The sequence below is a fragment of the Pseudomonas sp. MWU12-2319 genome (genome assembly GCF_023242525.1).
Taxonomy (GTDB): Bacteria; Pseudomonadota; Gammaproteobacteria; order Pseudomonadales; family Pseudomonadaceae; genus Aquipseudomonas; species Aquipseudomonas gingeri_D.
Window position 1 is genome coordinate 64,469 of the sequence record NZ_JALJES010000018.1, and the last position, 15,400, is coordinate 79,868.

Sequence of the window (15,400 nt, forward strand, 5' to 3'; positions counted from 1 at the left end):
GGTGCACTCACAGTGCGCCAACCACCGCCGGTTCGGTGGAAGTATCGGGCAGCGCCAACGCGGCGGCCCCGAGCAAGGTCCGGGTGTAAGGATGTTGCGGTTCGGCAAACAAGCGGGCCGTATCGCCCTGCTCGACAATCCGTCCGCCTTGCATCACCGCGATGCGGTCGCACAGGCGGGCCGCGACCCGCAGGTCATGGGTGATAAACACCAGGCTCAGGCGGAACTGCCGTTGCAGGGCCTCCAGCAGTTCAAGAATCTGGACCTGGACCAGGGCATCCAGGGCCGAGACGCACTCGTCGGCAATCAGGATCTTCGGCCGTACGGCCAGGGCTCGGGCTATACCGATGCGTTGCCGCTGACCGCCGGAAAACTCATGGGGAAAACGCTCGAACGCTACGGCGGGCAAACCGACCTGCTCCAGCAACTCGCGGGCACGCCGAGCCGACTCCGCCCGGGAAACGCCCTGGGCCAAGGGGCCGGTCATAACGATCTGCCCCACTGTCTGGCGTGGGTTGAGCGAGGCAAAGGGGTCCTGGAAAATCATCTGGATCTCACCGCGCATCGGCCGCAGCCGGCGCTGGGACAGGTTCGCCACCTCATGCCCCTGCCACTTCAGGCTGCCGCTGTCCGGCTGTAGCAAGCGTACCAGGCAGCGACCCAGGGTCGACTTGCCGGAGCCCGACTCGCCGACGATGCCCAGGGTCTCGCCTTCACGCAGGTGCAGGTCGAGCCCGGCCAAGGCCTGGGTCTGGCGGCGACTCCACCAACCGCCACGACCGACGAAGTGCTTTTCCAACTGTCGCGCGCCCAGGACCTCGGGCGCCTCGGCCAATAACGGGCGCGGCGCCAGCGGCTGCGCCGTGACCGCCGCCAATAGACGCTGGGTATACGCTTCGCGGGGCGCCTCGAGCACCTGTCGGGCCGACCCCTGCTCGATCACATGGCCGCGTTCCAGCACCAGCACGCGGTCGGCAATCGCCCGCACCACGGCAAAATCGTGGGTGATAAACACTATCGCCATGCCCTTGTCACGCTGGATACGGCGCAACAGGTCGAGGATCTGCGCCTGGGTGGTCACATCCAGCGCCGAGGTCGGTTCGTCGGCGATCAGCAGGTCCGGATCGAAGGCCAGGACCATGGCGATCACCACCCGCTGGCGCTGACCGCCGGACAGTTCGAAGGGATAGGCCCGCCGTAGCCGGATCGGATCAGGCAGGCCGACATAACCGAGCAGGTCGAGCACCCGCCGCTCGCGCACCCGGGCCGAACGCTCGCCATGGGCACGCAGGGTTTCATCGATCTGTCGGCCGATGCTCAACAAGGGATTGAGCGCACTCATCGGCTCCTGGAACACCATACTGAGGGTCCGGCCGCGCAACTGACGCATCCCCTCCTCGTCACGGCCGGCCAGGTCCTCGCCGCGAAAACGCAAGGTTCCGCTCTCGACACGCAAGGGGGCTGGCAGCAGGCGCAACAACGCCTTGGCCAGCATGGATTTTCCGGAACCCGACTCCCCCACCAGGCACAGGCACTCCCCCGCCACCAGCGACAACGACAGGTCATACAGCGCATGGCTGCGATCGGCGTCCGCGGGCAAGGCGATACGCAGCCGCTCGATGCTCAACAACGGTGTGCGGTCCTGGCTCATGGGTTGACTCCCTGCCGACGGGTCGGCTCAAAGGCCACCCGCAGTCCTTCGCCCACGCGATTGACCGCCAGCACGCAGAGCAGGATTGCCAGCCCCGGCAGCAAGCTCATCCACCAGGCTTCGCGCAGCAGCCCGCGCGAGGCATTGATCATGTAGCCCCAACTCATGGCATCGGGATCGCCGAGGCCGAGAAACGCCAACGCGGCCTCGGTGAGAATCGCCGTCGCCATCACAAAGGTCAGGGTCACCAGCAAAGGCGCCAGGGCATTGGGCAGGATCTGCCGGGTGATGATCGCCAGCGGCGACTGCCCCAGAACCTGGGCCGCCTGGACAAACTCGCGCTGGCGCAGGCTGAGGAATTCGCCACGTACCAGGCGCGCGACTCCTGGCCAGGCCACCAGGGTGATCGCCAGCACAATGGAGCCCAGCGAGGGTTCCAGTACCGCCACCAGGATCACCGCCAGCACCAGTTGCGGAATGATCTGGAAGAACTCCGCGATACGCATCAGCACACCATCGAGCCAACCACCGAAATAGCCGGCGACCGCGCCCACCAGGGCGCCCACCAGCAAGGTCGCCAGGCTCGAAAGGACGGCCACCGCCAGGGACACCCGGGCGCCGTACAACAAGCCGCTGCCGAGATCGCGCCCAAGCATATCGCTGCCCAGCCAATGGGCCGGGTCCTGGAACGGTGCCAACAGCGGCGTGGTGCTCATCTCCCAGGGCGTACTGTCGGTCAGCCAGGGCGCGGCCAGCGCCAGCAGGCTCAGCAACAGCAGGAAACCGGCGCCGATCAGCGCCGAAGGTTGTGCGAGAAAACGTCGAATCACTGAAACCTCATTCATCAGGACTGACCCTGGGCGCCGATACGCGGGTCCAGCAGCCGGCAGGCCAGATCGGTCAACAGGTTGAAACCGACCACCAGCGTCGAGATCACCAGGAAGCCGCCCATCAACACGCCGTAGTCACGTTGCGCGAGGGCGTCGTACATCAGCCGACCGATGCCCGGCCAGGAATAGACCACCTCCACCAGCAAGGCGCCGCTGGCCAGTTGTCCCAGTTGCAGGCCGGCAAAGGTCACCACCGGCAGCAGCGCATTACGCAGGACATGGGCCCAGAGAATGCGCCGTGGGGTCAGGCCCTTGGCCCGGGCGGTGTAGACATATTCCTGGCCCAGCGCTTCAAGGGTCGCGGCGCGGGTCAGATGGATATACAGGGCCAGGAACAGAAAACTCAGGGACAGGCACGGCAGCAGCAGATGACGCAGCCGGTCCGCCAGCCAGGCCCAGCCGTGGAAGTCCGCGGCCACGGTCTCCAGGCCAAAGGCCGGCAACCAGTCAAGGTGTACGGAAAACAACAGGATCAGCAGCATCGCCAGCCAGAAGGTCGGCACGGCGTAGAGCAGCAAAGCGCCTTGGGAAAGCAGCCCGTCCAACCAGGGCCGGCGCTCCCGGCTACGGGCCGCGAGCACGCCGAGGGCGATCCCCGCCAGGGACGAGAGCAGGAACGCCGAGCCCATCAGCGCCAGGGTGGCGGGCAGGCGCTCGGCGATCAGCGACCAGACCGAGGTCTGGTTGCGGTAGGAATACCCCAGGTCCAGGTGCGCGACCTGCCCCAGGTAGATCAACAGTTGCCGGGCCAGCGGCTGGTCCAGGCCCATGTCATGCCGCAGGTTGTCGATGTAGTGCACATCGTCGACGCCGGCCTCGCCGGCCATCAGCAAGGCCGGATCGCCAGGGGTCAGGCGGATCAGCAGGAAGCTCAGCACCAGCACCCCGAGGATCATCAGCAGCGCCCGACTCAAGCGGGCGCCGAGGAAGTGCAACAGGTTCATGGCGCCGGGCCGTCGAGGTAGACGCTTTCATCGTCCTCGTTGAGGCTGGTGGCGGTTTGCAGCAGGTTCTTGACCTGGCTGTGGAACAGCGTCGGGTAGCGCATTTCGAAGATCGGCGCGATGGGCAGGTCGCTGTTCAGCTGGTTTTCCAGGCGGCTGTAGACCTGGCGACGCTGCTCGCCTTCCGGGGTGTCGGCGACCTGATTCCACAAGGCATCGGCCTGCGGGCTGTTGTAACCGCTGACATTGGCAAACGGTGAGGTCTTGAGGATGTAGTCCGAGCGATAGAGGTAGGCGGTGGTCAGGTAGGGGTCGCCGATCTGGAAGATGAAGTTGTAGGTCAGGTCGAAGTCCCAGTCGCTGACCCGCTGGAACCAGGTGGCGGCATCCGAGGTGACTACCTGGACTTTGAAGCCCAGGGGCTGCAGGGCCTGCTTGGTGTATTCGGCCAGGCGCTCCCAGGCGCCGCCCTTCTCACCGTTGAGCAGGCGGATACGCACCGCGCCGACATCCACGCCGGACTCGGCGATCAGCGCCTTGGCCTTCTTCAGGTCATAGCTGTACTGCGGCAGGTTCGGGTCGTGATACGGCGTGGTGGAAACAAACGGCCCCTGGGCGACCTTGCCGGAACCGAAGAAAATATTGTCGACGATAAACTGCCGGTTCAGCGCATAGAGGATCGCCTGGCGCACCTTGGGATTGTTCAGCGGTGGCTTGCGGGTGTTGATCTGCAGAAAGGCCAGGCCGGCATACAGCTCCCAGCCTTTCTCCGAAGACTGCACGCCGGGCAAGGCGGTCAGGCGCTTGAGATCGGAGTAGTCGGCGTCGCCGCTGCGCAGTGCCTGGATATCCCCGCGTTCGAACGCGGCGGCCCGGGACGAGGCATCGGGAATCACGTGGAAGACGATGCCGTCGAGGTGCGGCAGGCCTTTTTTCCAGTAGTCCTTGTTCTTCCCCAGCTTGATATAGGCGCCGCGTTTCCATTCTTCGAAGACAAACGGCCCGGTGCCCACGGGCTTGAGGTTGTAGGGGTTGTTGCGAAAATCCGAGCCCTCGTAGAGGTGCCGGGGCACCACGGGGCGCAGGCCGCTGCCCAGGGAAGAGAGCAAGGGGGCGAAGGGTTTCTTCAGGTGGAAGACCACCTGCAACGGCCCCGTGGCCTCGATGGAGGTCACATAGTCGGTAAAGATCCCGCCCAGACGTTTGTCCACCTCCGGGTAGAAGGTCTGGAAGCTGAACACCACGTCGGCCGAGGTGAAGGGCTGGCCGTCATGCCAATGCACGCCGTCCTGCAGGTCGAAGGTGTAGGTCAGGCCGTCGGGGGCAATCGTCCAGCTTTTTGCCAGCACCGGCTCGGGCTGGAGCGCGGTGTCGTAGGTGAGCAGACTCTGGAGGATCTTGCCGCTGACGTACTGGGTCGAGACGTGGCTGACCACCCCATGCATCAACGACGGCGGCTCCGGCTGGGCCACCAGGTTCAGTACGCCGCCCTCCCGGGGCTCGGCCTGGACGCTGCCGGCCAGGATCAACGCACCAGCCGCAAGGCCGAGCAACACCCGGCGCAGGGGCCGGGTGTGAGACGAATGGGTCGGGGTGAGATCAGGCATGGCGGGCTCCGCAGAAAAGATTCATCAGGCAGGCAACCACGGACAGGCGCCCGGCCCTTTGAAGCGGTTTAGCAAGGCCTGTGCCAGGGCCTGGAAGGCGGTCTTTTGCGGGCTTTGAGCGGTTTTCGAGGGCGCTGGCGCTGATGAAAAAACCACAGCCACTGGCCCGACTGTGGAAAAAGCAGCAGCCGTCCGATCCTGTAGGAACCGTCTTGCCCGCGAAGACGTCAGTCCTGACGATGCATGACTTGAGGGATACGCCTCCTGTGCAGGACTGGCACAAGCCTTGCGAGACCCGCTGCCTTCGAACCACCGAGTCTCAAGAGCATGTCACTGGATTACCTGGGCAACCCCCTCGACACCGAGCACACCGCGACCCGCGAAGGCATCGACGCGTTCATCGGCGGTTTTCTCGGCTACCACCCTCGCGCCGAGTCGATCCTCGCCACCGCCGACGCCGATCCGCAGTCACGCCTGGCCAATGCCTTCGCCGGCATCCTGCTGATGTTCAGCGAATCCCCCGAAGGCCCGGTCCTGGCCGAACGCTACCGGCAGCGGGCAAGCGCCACCCCCGCCGGACATGCCCGGGCCGACCTGTACCTGGCCCTGCTGCGCGCCTGGATCGTCGACGACCTGGGGCAAGTGCTGGGCCTCGGCGAACAACTGCTGGAACGTTTTCCCCGGGACTTGCTCGCCGCCAAGCTCACCCAATACGTGGAGTTCAATCGCGGCAACTGGCCGGGGTTGTTGCGCATCGCCCTCAAGGCCCGCGACGCGGCGCCGGATATCGCCCATAGCCACGGCCTGCTGGCCTTCGCCTATGAACAATGCCACCTGCTGGACGACGCCGAAGCCGCCGCCCGCCAGGCCCTTGCCCTGCAAGCCGACGAGCCCTGGGCCCAACACGCCCTGGCCCATGTGCTGCTGACCCGGGGCCGGATCGAGGAAGGCATCGACTTCATGGAAAACGTGAAGGACCATTGGCAGGGCCTCAACTCCTTCATGTACACCCACAACTGGTGGCATCTGGCGCTGTTCTACCTGGCCCGCGGCCATGAGCAACGCGCCCTGGAGATTTATGACCGACATGTCTGGGGCATCCTGCCGGAGTACTCCCAGGATCAGGTCGGCGCGGTATCGCTGCTGACCCGCCTGGAGCTGACCGGCATCGATATCGGTGAACGCTGGCAGGCGCTGGCACCCTATCTGCAGAAACGCACGGAGGATACGGTGCAACCCTTCCTCAGCGTGCAGTATCTGTACGGCCTGGCCAGAGCCGGAAAACCTGAAGCCGATCATCTGCTTGAGTCACTGCTGGCCCACGCCTCCAGGGCGCCGGCGTTCAGCCGCACGACCTGGGCCGAGGTGACGGTGCCATTGGCGCAAGGCTTGCTGGCCCAGGCCCGGGGTGATTGGGAACTGGCTATGCAGCGGCTGAGTGGTGTGCTGCCACGGCTCAACGATATCGGCGGCAGTCACGCACAGCGGGATCTGTTCGCGCAAATCGAACTCGACGCCCGCCTGCGCGGCGGGGACTGGCGGGCGGCACAGCAGACGTTGGAACTGCGCCGTGGCTACGACCCGCTGGATGTCCCGACCAACCGCCATCTGGAACAGGTTTACACCGAACTCGGGCTGCCTGTGCAAGCCAGCCAGGCCCGAGAGCGAATCAAGCAGGTAATGGCAACACAAGTAATTCCTGGCTGAACGCGATCCACTGTGGGAGCTGGCTTGCCAGCTCCCACAAGGTTCGTGACATGCTCAAGATCCCAGACCTACAGGCCATTCGGCGCCTCGCGCCGGGCTTCGAAAACACCCCGGGCAATCGCCCGCGCCACGCAATCGGCGGCGGCGCTGCCGAGGCAGCCGATCTGCACCTGGCGACGCGGCCCGTCCACCAGCTCGACCGCGCCGGAAGCCATGGCAAACACCGTGTCGCCATCAAACGGCAGATGCGCCGGGCGCACCGCGCGGGCAATGCCGTCCTGGGCCATGATCGCCACGCGCTTGCACTCGGCGGTGGTCAACCGGGCATTGCAGGCCACCGCCACCAAGGTGGTATTGGCCCCGGCCTGCAACCGCCCCATGGAATCCAGCCGGGACAGTTCCGGCATCGGATCGCTGGCGTCCATCGGTGCCCCCGGACGCACACCACCAAACTCCCCGGCGATCTCCCAGGGCCAGGCCCAGAACGTCTCGCCATCCGGCATATAGACGGAGCCGATCGGATTGGCGACCACCAGCGCCGCCACCACCCAACCATCACCCAGCACCAGCGATGCCGAACCCAGTCCGCCCTTGAGCACCCCGGCCATAGCCCCCCGCCCCGCTCCCACCGAGCCCTGGGCAAAGTCTTGCGAGGCGTTTTGCAGCGCCTCGAAACCCAGCCGGCGATAAGGCGGCTCCAATCCCCAGTCCTTGTCCCCGCCGTTGGCCAGATCGTGCAGCACCGCCGCAGGAACAATGGGAATCGCTGGCGCACCAGGCTTGAGATGCAAACCCACTGCCTGCTGCGACAACGCCGCCGCCACCGCATCCGCCGCCCCCAGGCCGAACACCGAGCCGCCGGCAAACACCAGCGCATGCAGTTGCCCGACCATGTTTTCCGGCTCCAGGGCCGCCGACTCGCGACCGCCCGGACCACCGCCGCGAATATCGATGCTCGCCGTCCAGGCGCCGTCGGTACGAATCACCGTCACACCAGTGTCGACATGCTCATCGGTGGCATGCCCGACAGACACGCCCGGCACATCGGTGAGCAGATTGCGGGAACCCGGTTGTGGCATAAAAAACTTCCTGACAAGTGGTTGGCTTCCATAGTGGAGCGTGATCGCAACGGTCCAGCAAAGCCTGTGCCACCACTCCCGCACCCGACTTCATTAGCGCCCCCTCCCGTACCACTGTTGCTAACCCACCAGCACCCCCGGGCGACTGCTGGAAAACCAACAACCCACACCCCCGAACCTCCGGCCACGGGCGCGCTGTAGAAAAACCAACAGCCTGAATCGCCGCTGCTAGAAAAACACCAGCCATTGCCCGACAAACGAGCTAACTACTTGTTTAAAAAGGCTTTTAAAGAATGGCACAGGCTTTGCTCTACAGCCCTGACCAGAGCTTGAGACCGCAGGCCGCCCCCCCCGGCCCGGCAACAAGCCGCCACTGACCTCACTGGCGACGCCCCACACACCCGTCGCCTCACCCGCCACGATCGCCCCCCACCAGGGCGCAGAGCGGGGACCACACTGGAGCGATTCACATCATGAGTTCAACACGTGCCGCCAACCGGCGCCCCACCCGCAACACCTTCACCCACAGCCTGCTGTTCCTGGCCGTGTGCGAGGCACTGAGCTACAGCAGCCTGACCCTGGCCGCCGACACCACCAGCGATAACCCCCTGGACACCGTGGTGGTCATCGGCAACCGTGGCCAGGCCCGCACCCTGGCCGACAGCCCGGCGCCGGTGGACGTGATTTCCTCCAAGCAGTTGCTCGCCACCGGCCAGGGCGATCTCACCGCCGCCCTGAACAAGGTGCTGCCCTCGCTGAACCAGCCGACCTCCTCCGGCTTCGGCTCGACCTCGGTGGTGCGCCCCATCAGCCTGCGCGGCCTCAACGGCGACCAGGTGCTGGTGCTGGTCAACGGCAAGCGCCGCCACAACAGCGCACTGCTGAACAACGGCACCTACCTCAACTCCGGCTCGCAACCGGTGGACCTGGACATGATCCCCACCGCCCTGGTGGACCATGTCGAAGTGCTGCGCGACGGCGCCTCCGCGCAATACGGCTCGGACGCCATCGGCGGCGTGATCAATATCGTGCTCAAGCAGACCGACCATGGCGGCAGCCTCAGCACCCGCTACGGCCAGAACTTTGAAAACGGCGACGGCGCCACCACCCGGCAAACCGGCGACCTGGGGCTGTCACTGCCCAACGACGGCTTTATCAACCTGGCCCTGGACGTGAAGAAACAGAACACCTCCGACCGCTCCGACGACGCGCCCTACACCGACAGCGCCGGCAACACCAGCGAGCGCCATACCTACTACGGCACCGGCCTGCCCCAGGCGCGCAACTTCAGCTTCGGCTACAACGCCGAACTGCCGGTGGACGATGCCCTGACCCTCTACTCGTTCTCCACCTACACCCGGCGCAACTCGGAAAAACCCCTGGCCTTCCACCAGCCGGCGAGCTTCGACGGGATCGCCACGCCGTTCCCGGAGGGCATCGAAGACACCCTGCGGTTTATCGAAAACGACTTCCAGGTGGCCTTCGGCGGCAAGGGCAAGGCCGCCGGCTGGGACTACGACCTGTCCAGCACCTACGGCCAGGATCATGCCGAGGCCACCCTGCGCCACACCTATAACCTGAGCTTCGGCCCGGACTCGCCGACCTCGGTGGACACCGGGGCCAAGACCTTCAGCCAATGGACCAACAACCTCGACCTGACCCGCGCCTTCGACCTCGGCCTGGCCAAGCCGACGCAGATTTCCTGGGGCCTGGAACAACGCTTCGAGAGCTACAAGATCGGCAAGGGCGACTATGACTCCTATGCCCTCGGCGACTTCAGCACCGGTGCCAGCGGCGCGCCGATTGCGCCGGGAACCATTTCCGGTGCCGGCACCACTCCGGCCGACGCCGCGGAGAAAAGCCGCACCAGCGTGGCCGGCTATGGCGAGATCGGCCAGGACCTGACCGACAAGTGGCACGTCGACCTCGCCGGGCGCTACGAGCACTACAACGACGGTTCGGGCACCACCACCAACGGCAAGTTCTCCACCCGTTACCAGTTGACCCCGATCCTCGCCGTGCGCGGCACCTTCAGCACCGGCTTCCGCGCGCCGTCGCTGTCGCAGCAGATCTACAGCTCGACCTCGCAGACCAGCGTCAACGGCAACCTGTTCGACTACCGCAATGTCGCGGTGGATTCGACGGTGGCCAAGGCCCTCGGCGCCACCACCCTGAAACCGGAGAAGTCGACCAACATCGGCTTCGGCCTGACCCTGCAACCGATCGACAACGCCAGCGTCACCCTGGATGCCTACCAGATCAAGATCAAGGACCGCATCGCCCAGACCGGCTACCTGGGCGGCACCCCGCAGATCGAGGCGATCCTCGCGGCGGCCGGGCTGCCGACCAACCAGGCGGTGACCTACTTCACCAACGCCCTCGACACCACCACCCGCGGCGTCGACCTGGTCGGCGACTACCGGCAGGACATCGGTGCCTACGGCAACCTGCGCTACACCCTGGGCTTCAACTGGAACACCACCGCAATCGACGCCATCCACGCCTCCGACGCCGCCCAGCAGGCCTTGGGCCCGGACGGCGGTTACGACCGCCAGCGCCAGGGCAACCTCAAGCACGGCCTGCCGGATTCCAAGCTGTTGCTGGGCACCGTCTGGAGCATCGACAAGTTCGAGATCGGCCTGAACCTGACCCGCTATGGCGAGTACACCCAGTACGGCACCGCGGCGATCTACGACCGCAGTTTCTCGGCGGCCTGGATCACCGACCTGAACGTCGATTACCACCTGACCAAGAGCCTGACCCTCAATGCCGGGGCCAACAACGTCTTCAACCTGTACCCGGAACGCACCAACCTGCCCAGTGCCTCGGGGGCCTACCCCTACGGCAACTTCTCGCCCTACGGCACCACGGGCGGCTACTGGTACACCGGCCTGACCTACAACTTCTGACCGTCCTGGCGGCACGCGCGGCCCGATGGCCCGGCGCTGCCGCCTTGTTTACCGGGAGCCTGCAATGACCCGTCGTACCGATCAACTCAAGCTCGGCGCCTTTCTCGCCAACAGCGGCCATCATCTCGCCGCCTGGCGTCATCCCCTGGGCCAGGCCGATGCCAGCCTGGATTTCGAGCACTTCAAGACGATTGCCGAAACCGCCGAACGCGGCAAGTTCGACGCGCTGTTCGTCGCCGATGTGGTTGCGCTCTGGGGTCATCATCACGATGCCCTGAGCCGCTGCGCCCGGGCCGAACACTTCGAACCGCTGACCCTGATGTCCGCCCTCGCGGCCGTCACCCGCCATATCGGCCTGATCGCCACCGCGACCACCAGCTACAACGAGCCCTACCATATCGCCCGCAAGTTCGCCTCCCTCGACCACCTGTCCAAGGGCCGCGCGGCCTGGAACCTGGTGACTTCGGTGGTCTCCGACGAAGCCTGGAATTTCGGCCGGGAAAGCCATATCGACCACGGCGACCGCTATCAGCGCGCCGAGGAATTCCACGATGTGGTCAAGGGCCTGTGGGACAGTTGGGACGATGACGCGTTCGTCCGCGATGCAGGAACGCTGGCTGTTCCGCCGCGAATACGAAGGCCGCACCCTGCGGGAAAACCTCGGGCTGCCGCGTCCGGCCAACCGGTTCAGCCGATCATGGGCGGCGAGCGCCCCATCGAGGGTAGGATGAGTGAATTCGGGCGGCGGGTCTGCGCCCCTTTGACGGAGCCCGTGCATGGCCCTTGAGTTCAGCTGGCAGTTGCCCTTGTGCGACACCGACGGTACCACCTCCTGGGCGCGCCATCCCGCGCAGTGGATTCAACTGGCCCAGGCCGTGGAATACGCCGGCCTTGATGGGCTCTGGGTGCCCGGTGGCGCGCAGTGCGCCGACAGCCTCGGCGTGGCGGCGACCTTGTGCGCCCACACCCGTCGGGTCCACCTGACGGTCAGCGTACCGCCCGAAGTCATGTTGCCGGCGGCCCTCGCCGCCACCGTACAAAGCCTGCAATCGATCAGCGCCAATCGCGTGCGCCTGCACCTGCCCGACGGCGAACAAGGCAGCCTGCGCCAGGTGTTCGGTGAATGGCTCAACCGTGACCAGCGCCATGAACGTATCGGCGAGTACCTGGACATCCTCACGCAGCTGCTGGCCCCCGCCGGCAGCGAGTTCCACTACAACGGACGCTACTTCCAGCTGGAGAGCGCCGGCGTCGCGCGGCGCCAGCTCCCGGCCCCCCCGATCATCCTCGACGACTCTCAGGACAGCGCGCTGATCGCCGGCCACGCCCGAACCTGCCTGCTGCGCAGCCGGGCGCCGAACCCACTGCAACAGGAGATCCAGCGCTTGCGCGCCGATGCCCCGGGCCTTGGCTTCGTCTGCTCCTTCGGCCTGCTGTTCAGGGACACCGAGGAGGAAGCCTGGGAAGCGGCGGCGGCCCACCTGGAAACCCTGGGGATCAAGCCCCCGGACAGCGCCCCGTCGTTGCTCCGGCTCACCCGCGAGCACCAGCCGGTGCGGCACTTCGAGCTGCACCCCAATCTCTGGCAACCACGTGCCGATCAGCCGGTGTTTATCGTCGGCACGCCGCATCAGGTCGCTACCCGGCTACAGGAGCTGCACGGCCTGGGCATCGAACAGATCATCCTGGTCGGTCAGCCGGCAGTGCATGAAGTCCTGCGCTTCGGCGAACAGATCCTGCCGTTGCTTACCGCCCAAGGCCTGCGCAAGGAGCGCACCCAGCATGCCGAATGATCCACGCCAGAACATCGAGATCGACTGGTTCCTGCCCACCAACGGCGACGGTCGCCACCTGACCAGCAGCGGCCTGCCCAAAGTCGGGTTGTTCCAGCAGGGCGAACGAGCGCCGACCCTCGACTACCTGCGCCAGATCGTCCGCGCCGCCGAATACGGCGGCTTCGACGCGATCATGGTGCCCACCGCCAGCGGCTTCGAAGATCCCTGGCTGATCACTGCGGTGCTGGCCCAGGAAGTGCGGCGGCTGAAATTCCTGCTGACCTTGCGCCCGGGCCTGGAGCTGCCCGCCTACACCGCCCATCGCGCCGCGACCCTGCAGTTGCTCAGCGATAACCGCCTGGCTCTGCATGTGGTCAGCGGCTCCAGCCGTTTCGAGCAGCGTTCGCTGGGGGATTTTCTGGAGCACGATGAACGTTATGCGCGGACCGCCGAGTTTCTCGAAGTGTTCCAGGCAGTCTGGGCGGGCAACGGCCAGCCCCATCACGGACGCTACTACCGCAGCGTCAACGCCTCGCCGATTGCCCCTGCGGCGCCCGCCCCGGCGATCTATTTCGGCGGCGCGTCCGAGGCCGCGGAACGGGTCGGCGCGGCCCATGCACAGACCCACCTGATGTGGTGCGAGCCGCCCTTGCTGATTGCCGAGCGTATCCGCCGGATGCGCGAACTGGCGGCGGCCCAGGGGCGGACCTTGCGCTTTGGTTTGCGCCTGCATATTTTCGCCGCGCCCACCGACGATGCGGCCTGGGCCCATGTCGAACGGTTGCTGGCGGAGATTCCCAAGGACGCCATCGACCGCGCCCAAGTACAGATGGCCGCGTATGAGTCCGTCGGGCAGACGCGCCAGACGCGCTTGGCCGAAGGTCGCGGGCGCGGCGCCCGGGAGCTGGAGGTGTCGGCCAATCTGTGGGCTGGTGTGGGTCTGGTGCGTGGCGGTGCCGGAACGGCCCTGGTGGGGAGCTATGAACAGGTGGCGGAACGGATCGAGGAGTATCACCAGTTGGGCGTCGACAGTTTTATCCTGTCGGGCTTTCCGCATCTGGAAGAGGTGATTCATCTGGGGGCTGAGTTGTTGCCGCTATTGCGGCGTATCTCAAGCAGGAGCGTCGAGCAGCGCACGGTCCTGTAGGCGCCCTGATTGGATCTTCGGTCGTATGCAAACTCTCGGTTCGACACCGTCCTGTAGGAGCCGGGCTTGCCAGCGAAGAGGGCCTTGAAATCGCCACAAGCTTCGCGGGCAAGCCCGGCTCCTACAGGTTTGTGGTGTTTTCAAAAAGGGGATCAGGGCTTGGCGCGGCCCTTGAGCATGCCGTGATTGACCAGCAAGGTGCGCATGGCATTACGGGTAATGCCCAGCAGTTCGGCGGTGCGCAGCTGGTTGAAGCCGCAAAAGGCAAACGCCTCGCGCACCAGCAGGTCCTCGATATCATGCAACAGGGTTTCCCCCGGCACTTCGAACAGGCGCAGCAACTGCTCGCGAATCACTTCCTGGGGGACCCGCGACACGCCTGTACTGCTCGCCACATGCCGACCACTCAAACCTGCGGAAAACTTCAGGTGTTCAGGCCGGATCGGCTTGTCGCCGGCCACCAGCAAGGCCAGGTGCACGACGTTTTCCAGCTCGCGGATATTCCCCGGCCAGGGATACTCGAGCAGCGCCTGGGTGGCCGCCTCGGAGAGCATCGGCTCGGCAATCTTCAGCCGTTGGCTGTAGAGTTTTCGAAAATGTTCAACCAGCGGCAGGATATCCAGCGGGCGCTCGCGCAAGGGCAGGACCTGCACCTGGGCCACGTTGATCCGATAAAACAGGTCGAGACGGAAATTACCCGCCTCCACCGCCTGCTCCAGGTCGATATTGGTCGCCGTCACCAGGCGGATATTGATCTTGATCGGCTTGCGCGAACCGACGCGCACGATCTCCTGCTCCTGCAGGGCACGCAGCAGCTTGACCTGCAACGGCAATGGCAGATCGCCGATCTCGTCGAGAAACAAGGTGCCGCCATCGGCCTCTTCAAACCAGCCGACCCGACGCCCCACCGCACCGGAAAACGCCCCGGCTTCATGGCCGAAGAATTCGCTTTCGGCGAGGGTTTCGCTGATGGCGCCGCAGTTCACCGCGACAAAAGCCCCGGTCCGCCCGCTGGAGGAATGGATATAGCGCGCCACCAGTTCCTTGCCGGTGCCGGTTTCGCCATTGATCAGCACCGGTGCGTCACTGGGACCGACGCGCTGCAGATAGTCGAGCAACTGCCGCGAGCGCGGATCGGCGAAGACCAGCGCCTTGGCCCGTATCGACAGGGAATCCTTGTCGCCCCGGGGCAAGGTCAGGATCGGACTGGGCAGCCCTTCAAGCGTGCTCATGAAAATGCACCGCGACGTCAGAGCTTGGCGATCGAGACTTCGGTGGATTTGACGAAGGCGATTACTTCACTGCCTACCGCCAATTCGAGGTCGCGTACCGAACGCGTGGTGATCACCGAGGTGACAATCCCCGACGCGGTCTGCACGTCGATCTCGGACAGCACCTCGCCAATGAGGATTTCCTTGATGACGCCGCGGAACTGGTTACGAACGTTGATCGCTTTGATCGTCATGGGGCTGTTTCCTTTTCGTGGTGGGCGGTGCACCTGGGCTTCAGGTGCTGGAGGCTAAAATGCGCCAGCCCTGCAACTTATAAAAGGAATTAATAATAATGATTTTATTCGATTAAGATATAAGAAAGGGAAAGCTGGCAGGTTTCATTGAGTCGTCACCCCAGAGGTGTAAAATCGATATCCCAGCGCGGCGGCCCATTAAAGTCCCCTGCGCCCCTGCGGAGAG

General features: G+C 65.1%; 11 protein-coding genes and 1 pseudogene. 5 read left to right on the forward strand and 7 right to left on the reverse strand.

Features of this window, described 5'->3' with window-relative positions:
* Positions 1 to 7: 7 nt before the first annotated feature.
* The 4 genes from M5C01_RS25685 to M5C01_RS25700 are packed head-to-tail and all read right to left on the reverse strand — an operon-like array spanning position 8 to position 5,092.
* Positions 8 to 1,651, reverse strand: coding sequence for an ABC transporter ATP-binding protein (locus tag M5C01_RS25685; RefSeq protein ID WP_152741395.1), 1,644 nt, complete (start codon positions 1,649 to 1,651; stop codon positions 8 to 10).
* On the reverse strand, positions 1,648 to 2,496 hold the full coding sequence (locus M5C01_RS25690) for an ABC transporter permease (RefSeq protein ID WP_152741396.1): 849 nt from the start codon (positions 2,494 to 2,496) through the stop codon (positions 1,648 to 1,650). Before M5C01_RS25690 ends, M5C01_RS25685 begins: the two co-directional genes overlap by 4 nt.
* Positions 2,496 to 3,485 (reverse strand): ABC transporter permease, encoded by a 990-nt coding sequence (locus M5C01_RS25695; RefSeq protein WP_152741397.1) that lies wholly within the window; start codon positions 3,483 to 3,485, stop codon positions 2,496 to 2,498. The genes M5C01_RS25690 and M5C01_RS25695 overlap by 1 nt, the downstream gene beginning before the upstream one ends.
* A complete protein-coding gene (locus tag M5C01_RS25700; RefSeq protein WP_152741398.1) occupies positions 3,482 to 5,092 on the reverse strand; it encodes an ABC transporter substrate-binding protein in 1,611 nt (536 codons plus the stop codon). Before M5C01_RS25700 ends, M5C01_RS25695 begins: the two co-directional genes overlap by 4 nt.
* A 327-nt stretch (positions 5,093 to 5,419) precedes the next feature.
* Here M5C01_RS25700 and M5C01_RS25705 point away from each other — a divergent pair, with 327 nt between their 5' ends.
* Complete coding sequence (locus M5C01_RS25705) at positions 5,420 to 6,799, forward strand: tetratricopeptide repeat protein (RefSeq protein ID WP_152741399.1); 1,380 nt, start codon at positions 5,420 to 5,422, stop codon at positions 6,797 to 6,799.
* A gap of 68 nt (positions 6,800 to 6,867) precedes the next feature.
* Here the strand turns inward: M5C01_RS25705 and M5C01_RS25710 are convergent, their stop codons facing one another.
* Positions 6,868 to 7,878 (reverse strand): P1 family peptidase, encoded by a 1,011-nt coding sequence (locus M5C01_RS25710; protein WP_152741400.1) that lies wholly within the window; start codon positions 7,876 to 7,878, stop codon positions 6,868 to 6,870.
* Between the two features lie 473 nt (positions 7,879 to 8,351).
* On the opposite strand from M5C01_RS25710, the gene M5C01_RS25715 reads away from it, so the two are divergent.
* From M5C01_RS25715 to M5C01_RS25730, 4 genes and pseudogenes are all read left to right on the forward strand, one after another.
* Positions 8,352 to 10,787 carry a TonB-dependent receptor gene (locus tag M5C01_RS25715; protein WP_152741401.1) on the forward strand — a complete coding sequence of 812 codons (2,436 nt, stop codon included), beginning with the start codon at positions 8,352 to 8,354 and terminating at the stop codon, positions 10,785 to 10,787.
* A 64-nt stretch (positions 10,788 to 10,851) separates the two neighbouring features.
* Positions 10,852 to 11,562 (forward strand): annotated as a pseudogene (locus tag M5C01_RS25720) (LLM class flavin-dependent oxidoreductase); the annotation flags it as partial.
* Position 11,563: 1 nt separating this feature from the next.
* Positions 11,564 to 12,580 carry an LLM class flavin-dependent oxidoreductase gene (locus M5C01_RS25725; protein WP_152741402.1) on the forward strand — a complete coding sequence of 339 codons (1,017 nt, stop codon included), beginning with the start codon at positions 11,564 to 11,566 and terminating at the stop codon, positions 12,578 to 12,580.
* Positions 12,570 to 13,709, forward strand: coding sequence for an LLM class flavin-dependent oxidoreductase (locus M5C01_RS25730; RefSeq protein ID WP_152741403.1), 1,140 nt, complete (start codon positions 12,570 to 12,572; stop codon positions 13,707 to 13,709). Before M5C01_RS25725 ends, M5C01_RS25730 begins: the two co-directional genes overlap by 11 nt.
* Before the next feature lie 152 nt (positions 13,710 to 13,861).
* Here M5C01_RS25730 and M5C01_RS25735 read toward each other — a convergent pair whose 3' ends face one another.
* Together M5C01_RS25735 and M5C01_RS25740 are read right to left on the reverse strand one after the other, a co-directional pair.
* Positions 13,862 to 14,941: a sigma-54 dependent transcriptional regulator gene (locus tag M5C01_RS25735; protein ID WP_152741404.1), complete on the reverse strand. Its 1,080-nt coding sequence runs from the start codon at positions 14,939 to 14,941 to the stop codon at positions 13,862 to 13,864.
* Between the two features lie 17 nt (positions 14,942 to 14,958).
* Positions 14,959 to 15,174, reverse strand: a complete 216-nt coding sequence (locus tag M5C01_RS25740; RefSeq protein ID WP_100941607.1) for a TOBE domain-containing protein — start codon at positions 15,172 to 15,174, stop codon at positions 14,959 to 14,961.
* Between the last annotated feature and the right edge of the window lie 226 nt (positions 15,175 to 15,400).

What these genes read in the sequence shown, in the direction of transcription:
- M5C01_RS25725 (WP_152741402.1), top strand. Translation starts at nt 11,564, where the DNA reads ATGGCCCTTGAGTTCAGCTGGCAGTTGCCCTTGTGCGACACCGACGGT.
- M5C01_RS25735 (WP_152741404.1), bottom strand. Translation starts at nt 14,941, where the DNA reads ATGAGCACGCTTGAAGGGCTGCCCAGTCCGATCCTGACCTTGCCCCGG.
- M5C01_RS25695 (WP_152741397.1), bottom strand. Translation starts at nt 3,485, where the DNA reads ATGAACCTGTTGCACTTCCTCGGCGCCCGCTTGAGTCGGGCGCTGCTG.
- M5C01_RS25740 (WP_100941607.1), bottom strand. Translation starts at nt 15,174, where the DNA reads ATGACGATCAAAGCGATCAACGTTCGTAACCAGTTCCGCGGCGTCATC.
- M5C01_RS25705 (WP_152741399.1), top strand. Translation starts at nt 5,420, where the DNA reads ATGTCACTGGATTACCTGGGCAACCCCCTCGACACCGAGCACACCGCG.
- M5C01_RS25730 (WP_152741403.1), top strand. Translation starts at nt 12,570, where the DNA reads ATGCCGAATGATCCACGCCAGAACATCGAGATCGACTGGTTCCTGCCC.
- M5C01_RS25715 (WP_152741401.1), top strand. Translation starts at nt 8,352, where the DNA reads ATGAGTTCAACACGTGCCGCCAACCGGCGCCCCACCCGCAACACCTTC.
- M5C01_RS25710 (WP_152741400.1), bottom strand. Translation starts at nt 7,878, where the DNA reads ATGCCACAACCGGGTTCCCGCAATCTGCTCACCGATGTGCCGGGCGTG.
- M5C01_RS25685 (WP_152741395.1), bottom strand. Translation starts at nt 1,651, where the DNA reads ATGAGCCAGGACCGCACACCGTTGTTGAGCATCGAGCGGCTGCGTATC.
- M5C01_RS25690 (WP_152741396.1), bottom strand. Translation starts at nt 2,496, where the DNA reads ATGAATGAGGTTTCAGTGATTCGACGTTTTCTCGCACAACCTTCGGCG.
- M5C01_RS25700 (WP_152741398.1), bottom strand. Translation starts at nt 5,092, where the DNA reads ATGCCTGATCTCACCCCGACCCATTCGTCTCACACCCGGCCCCTGCGC.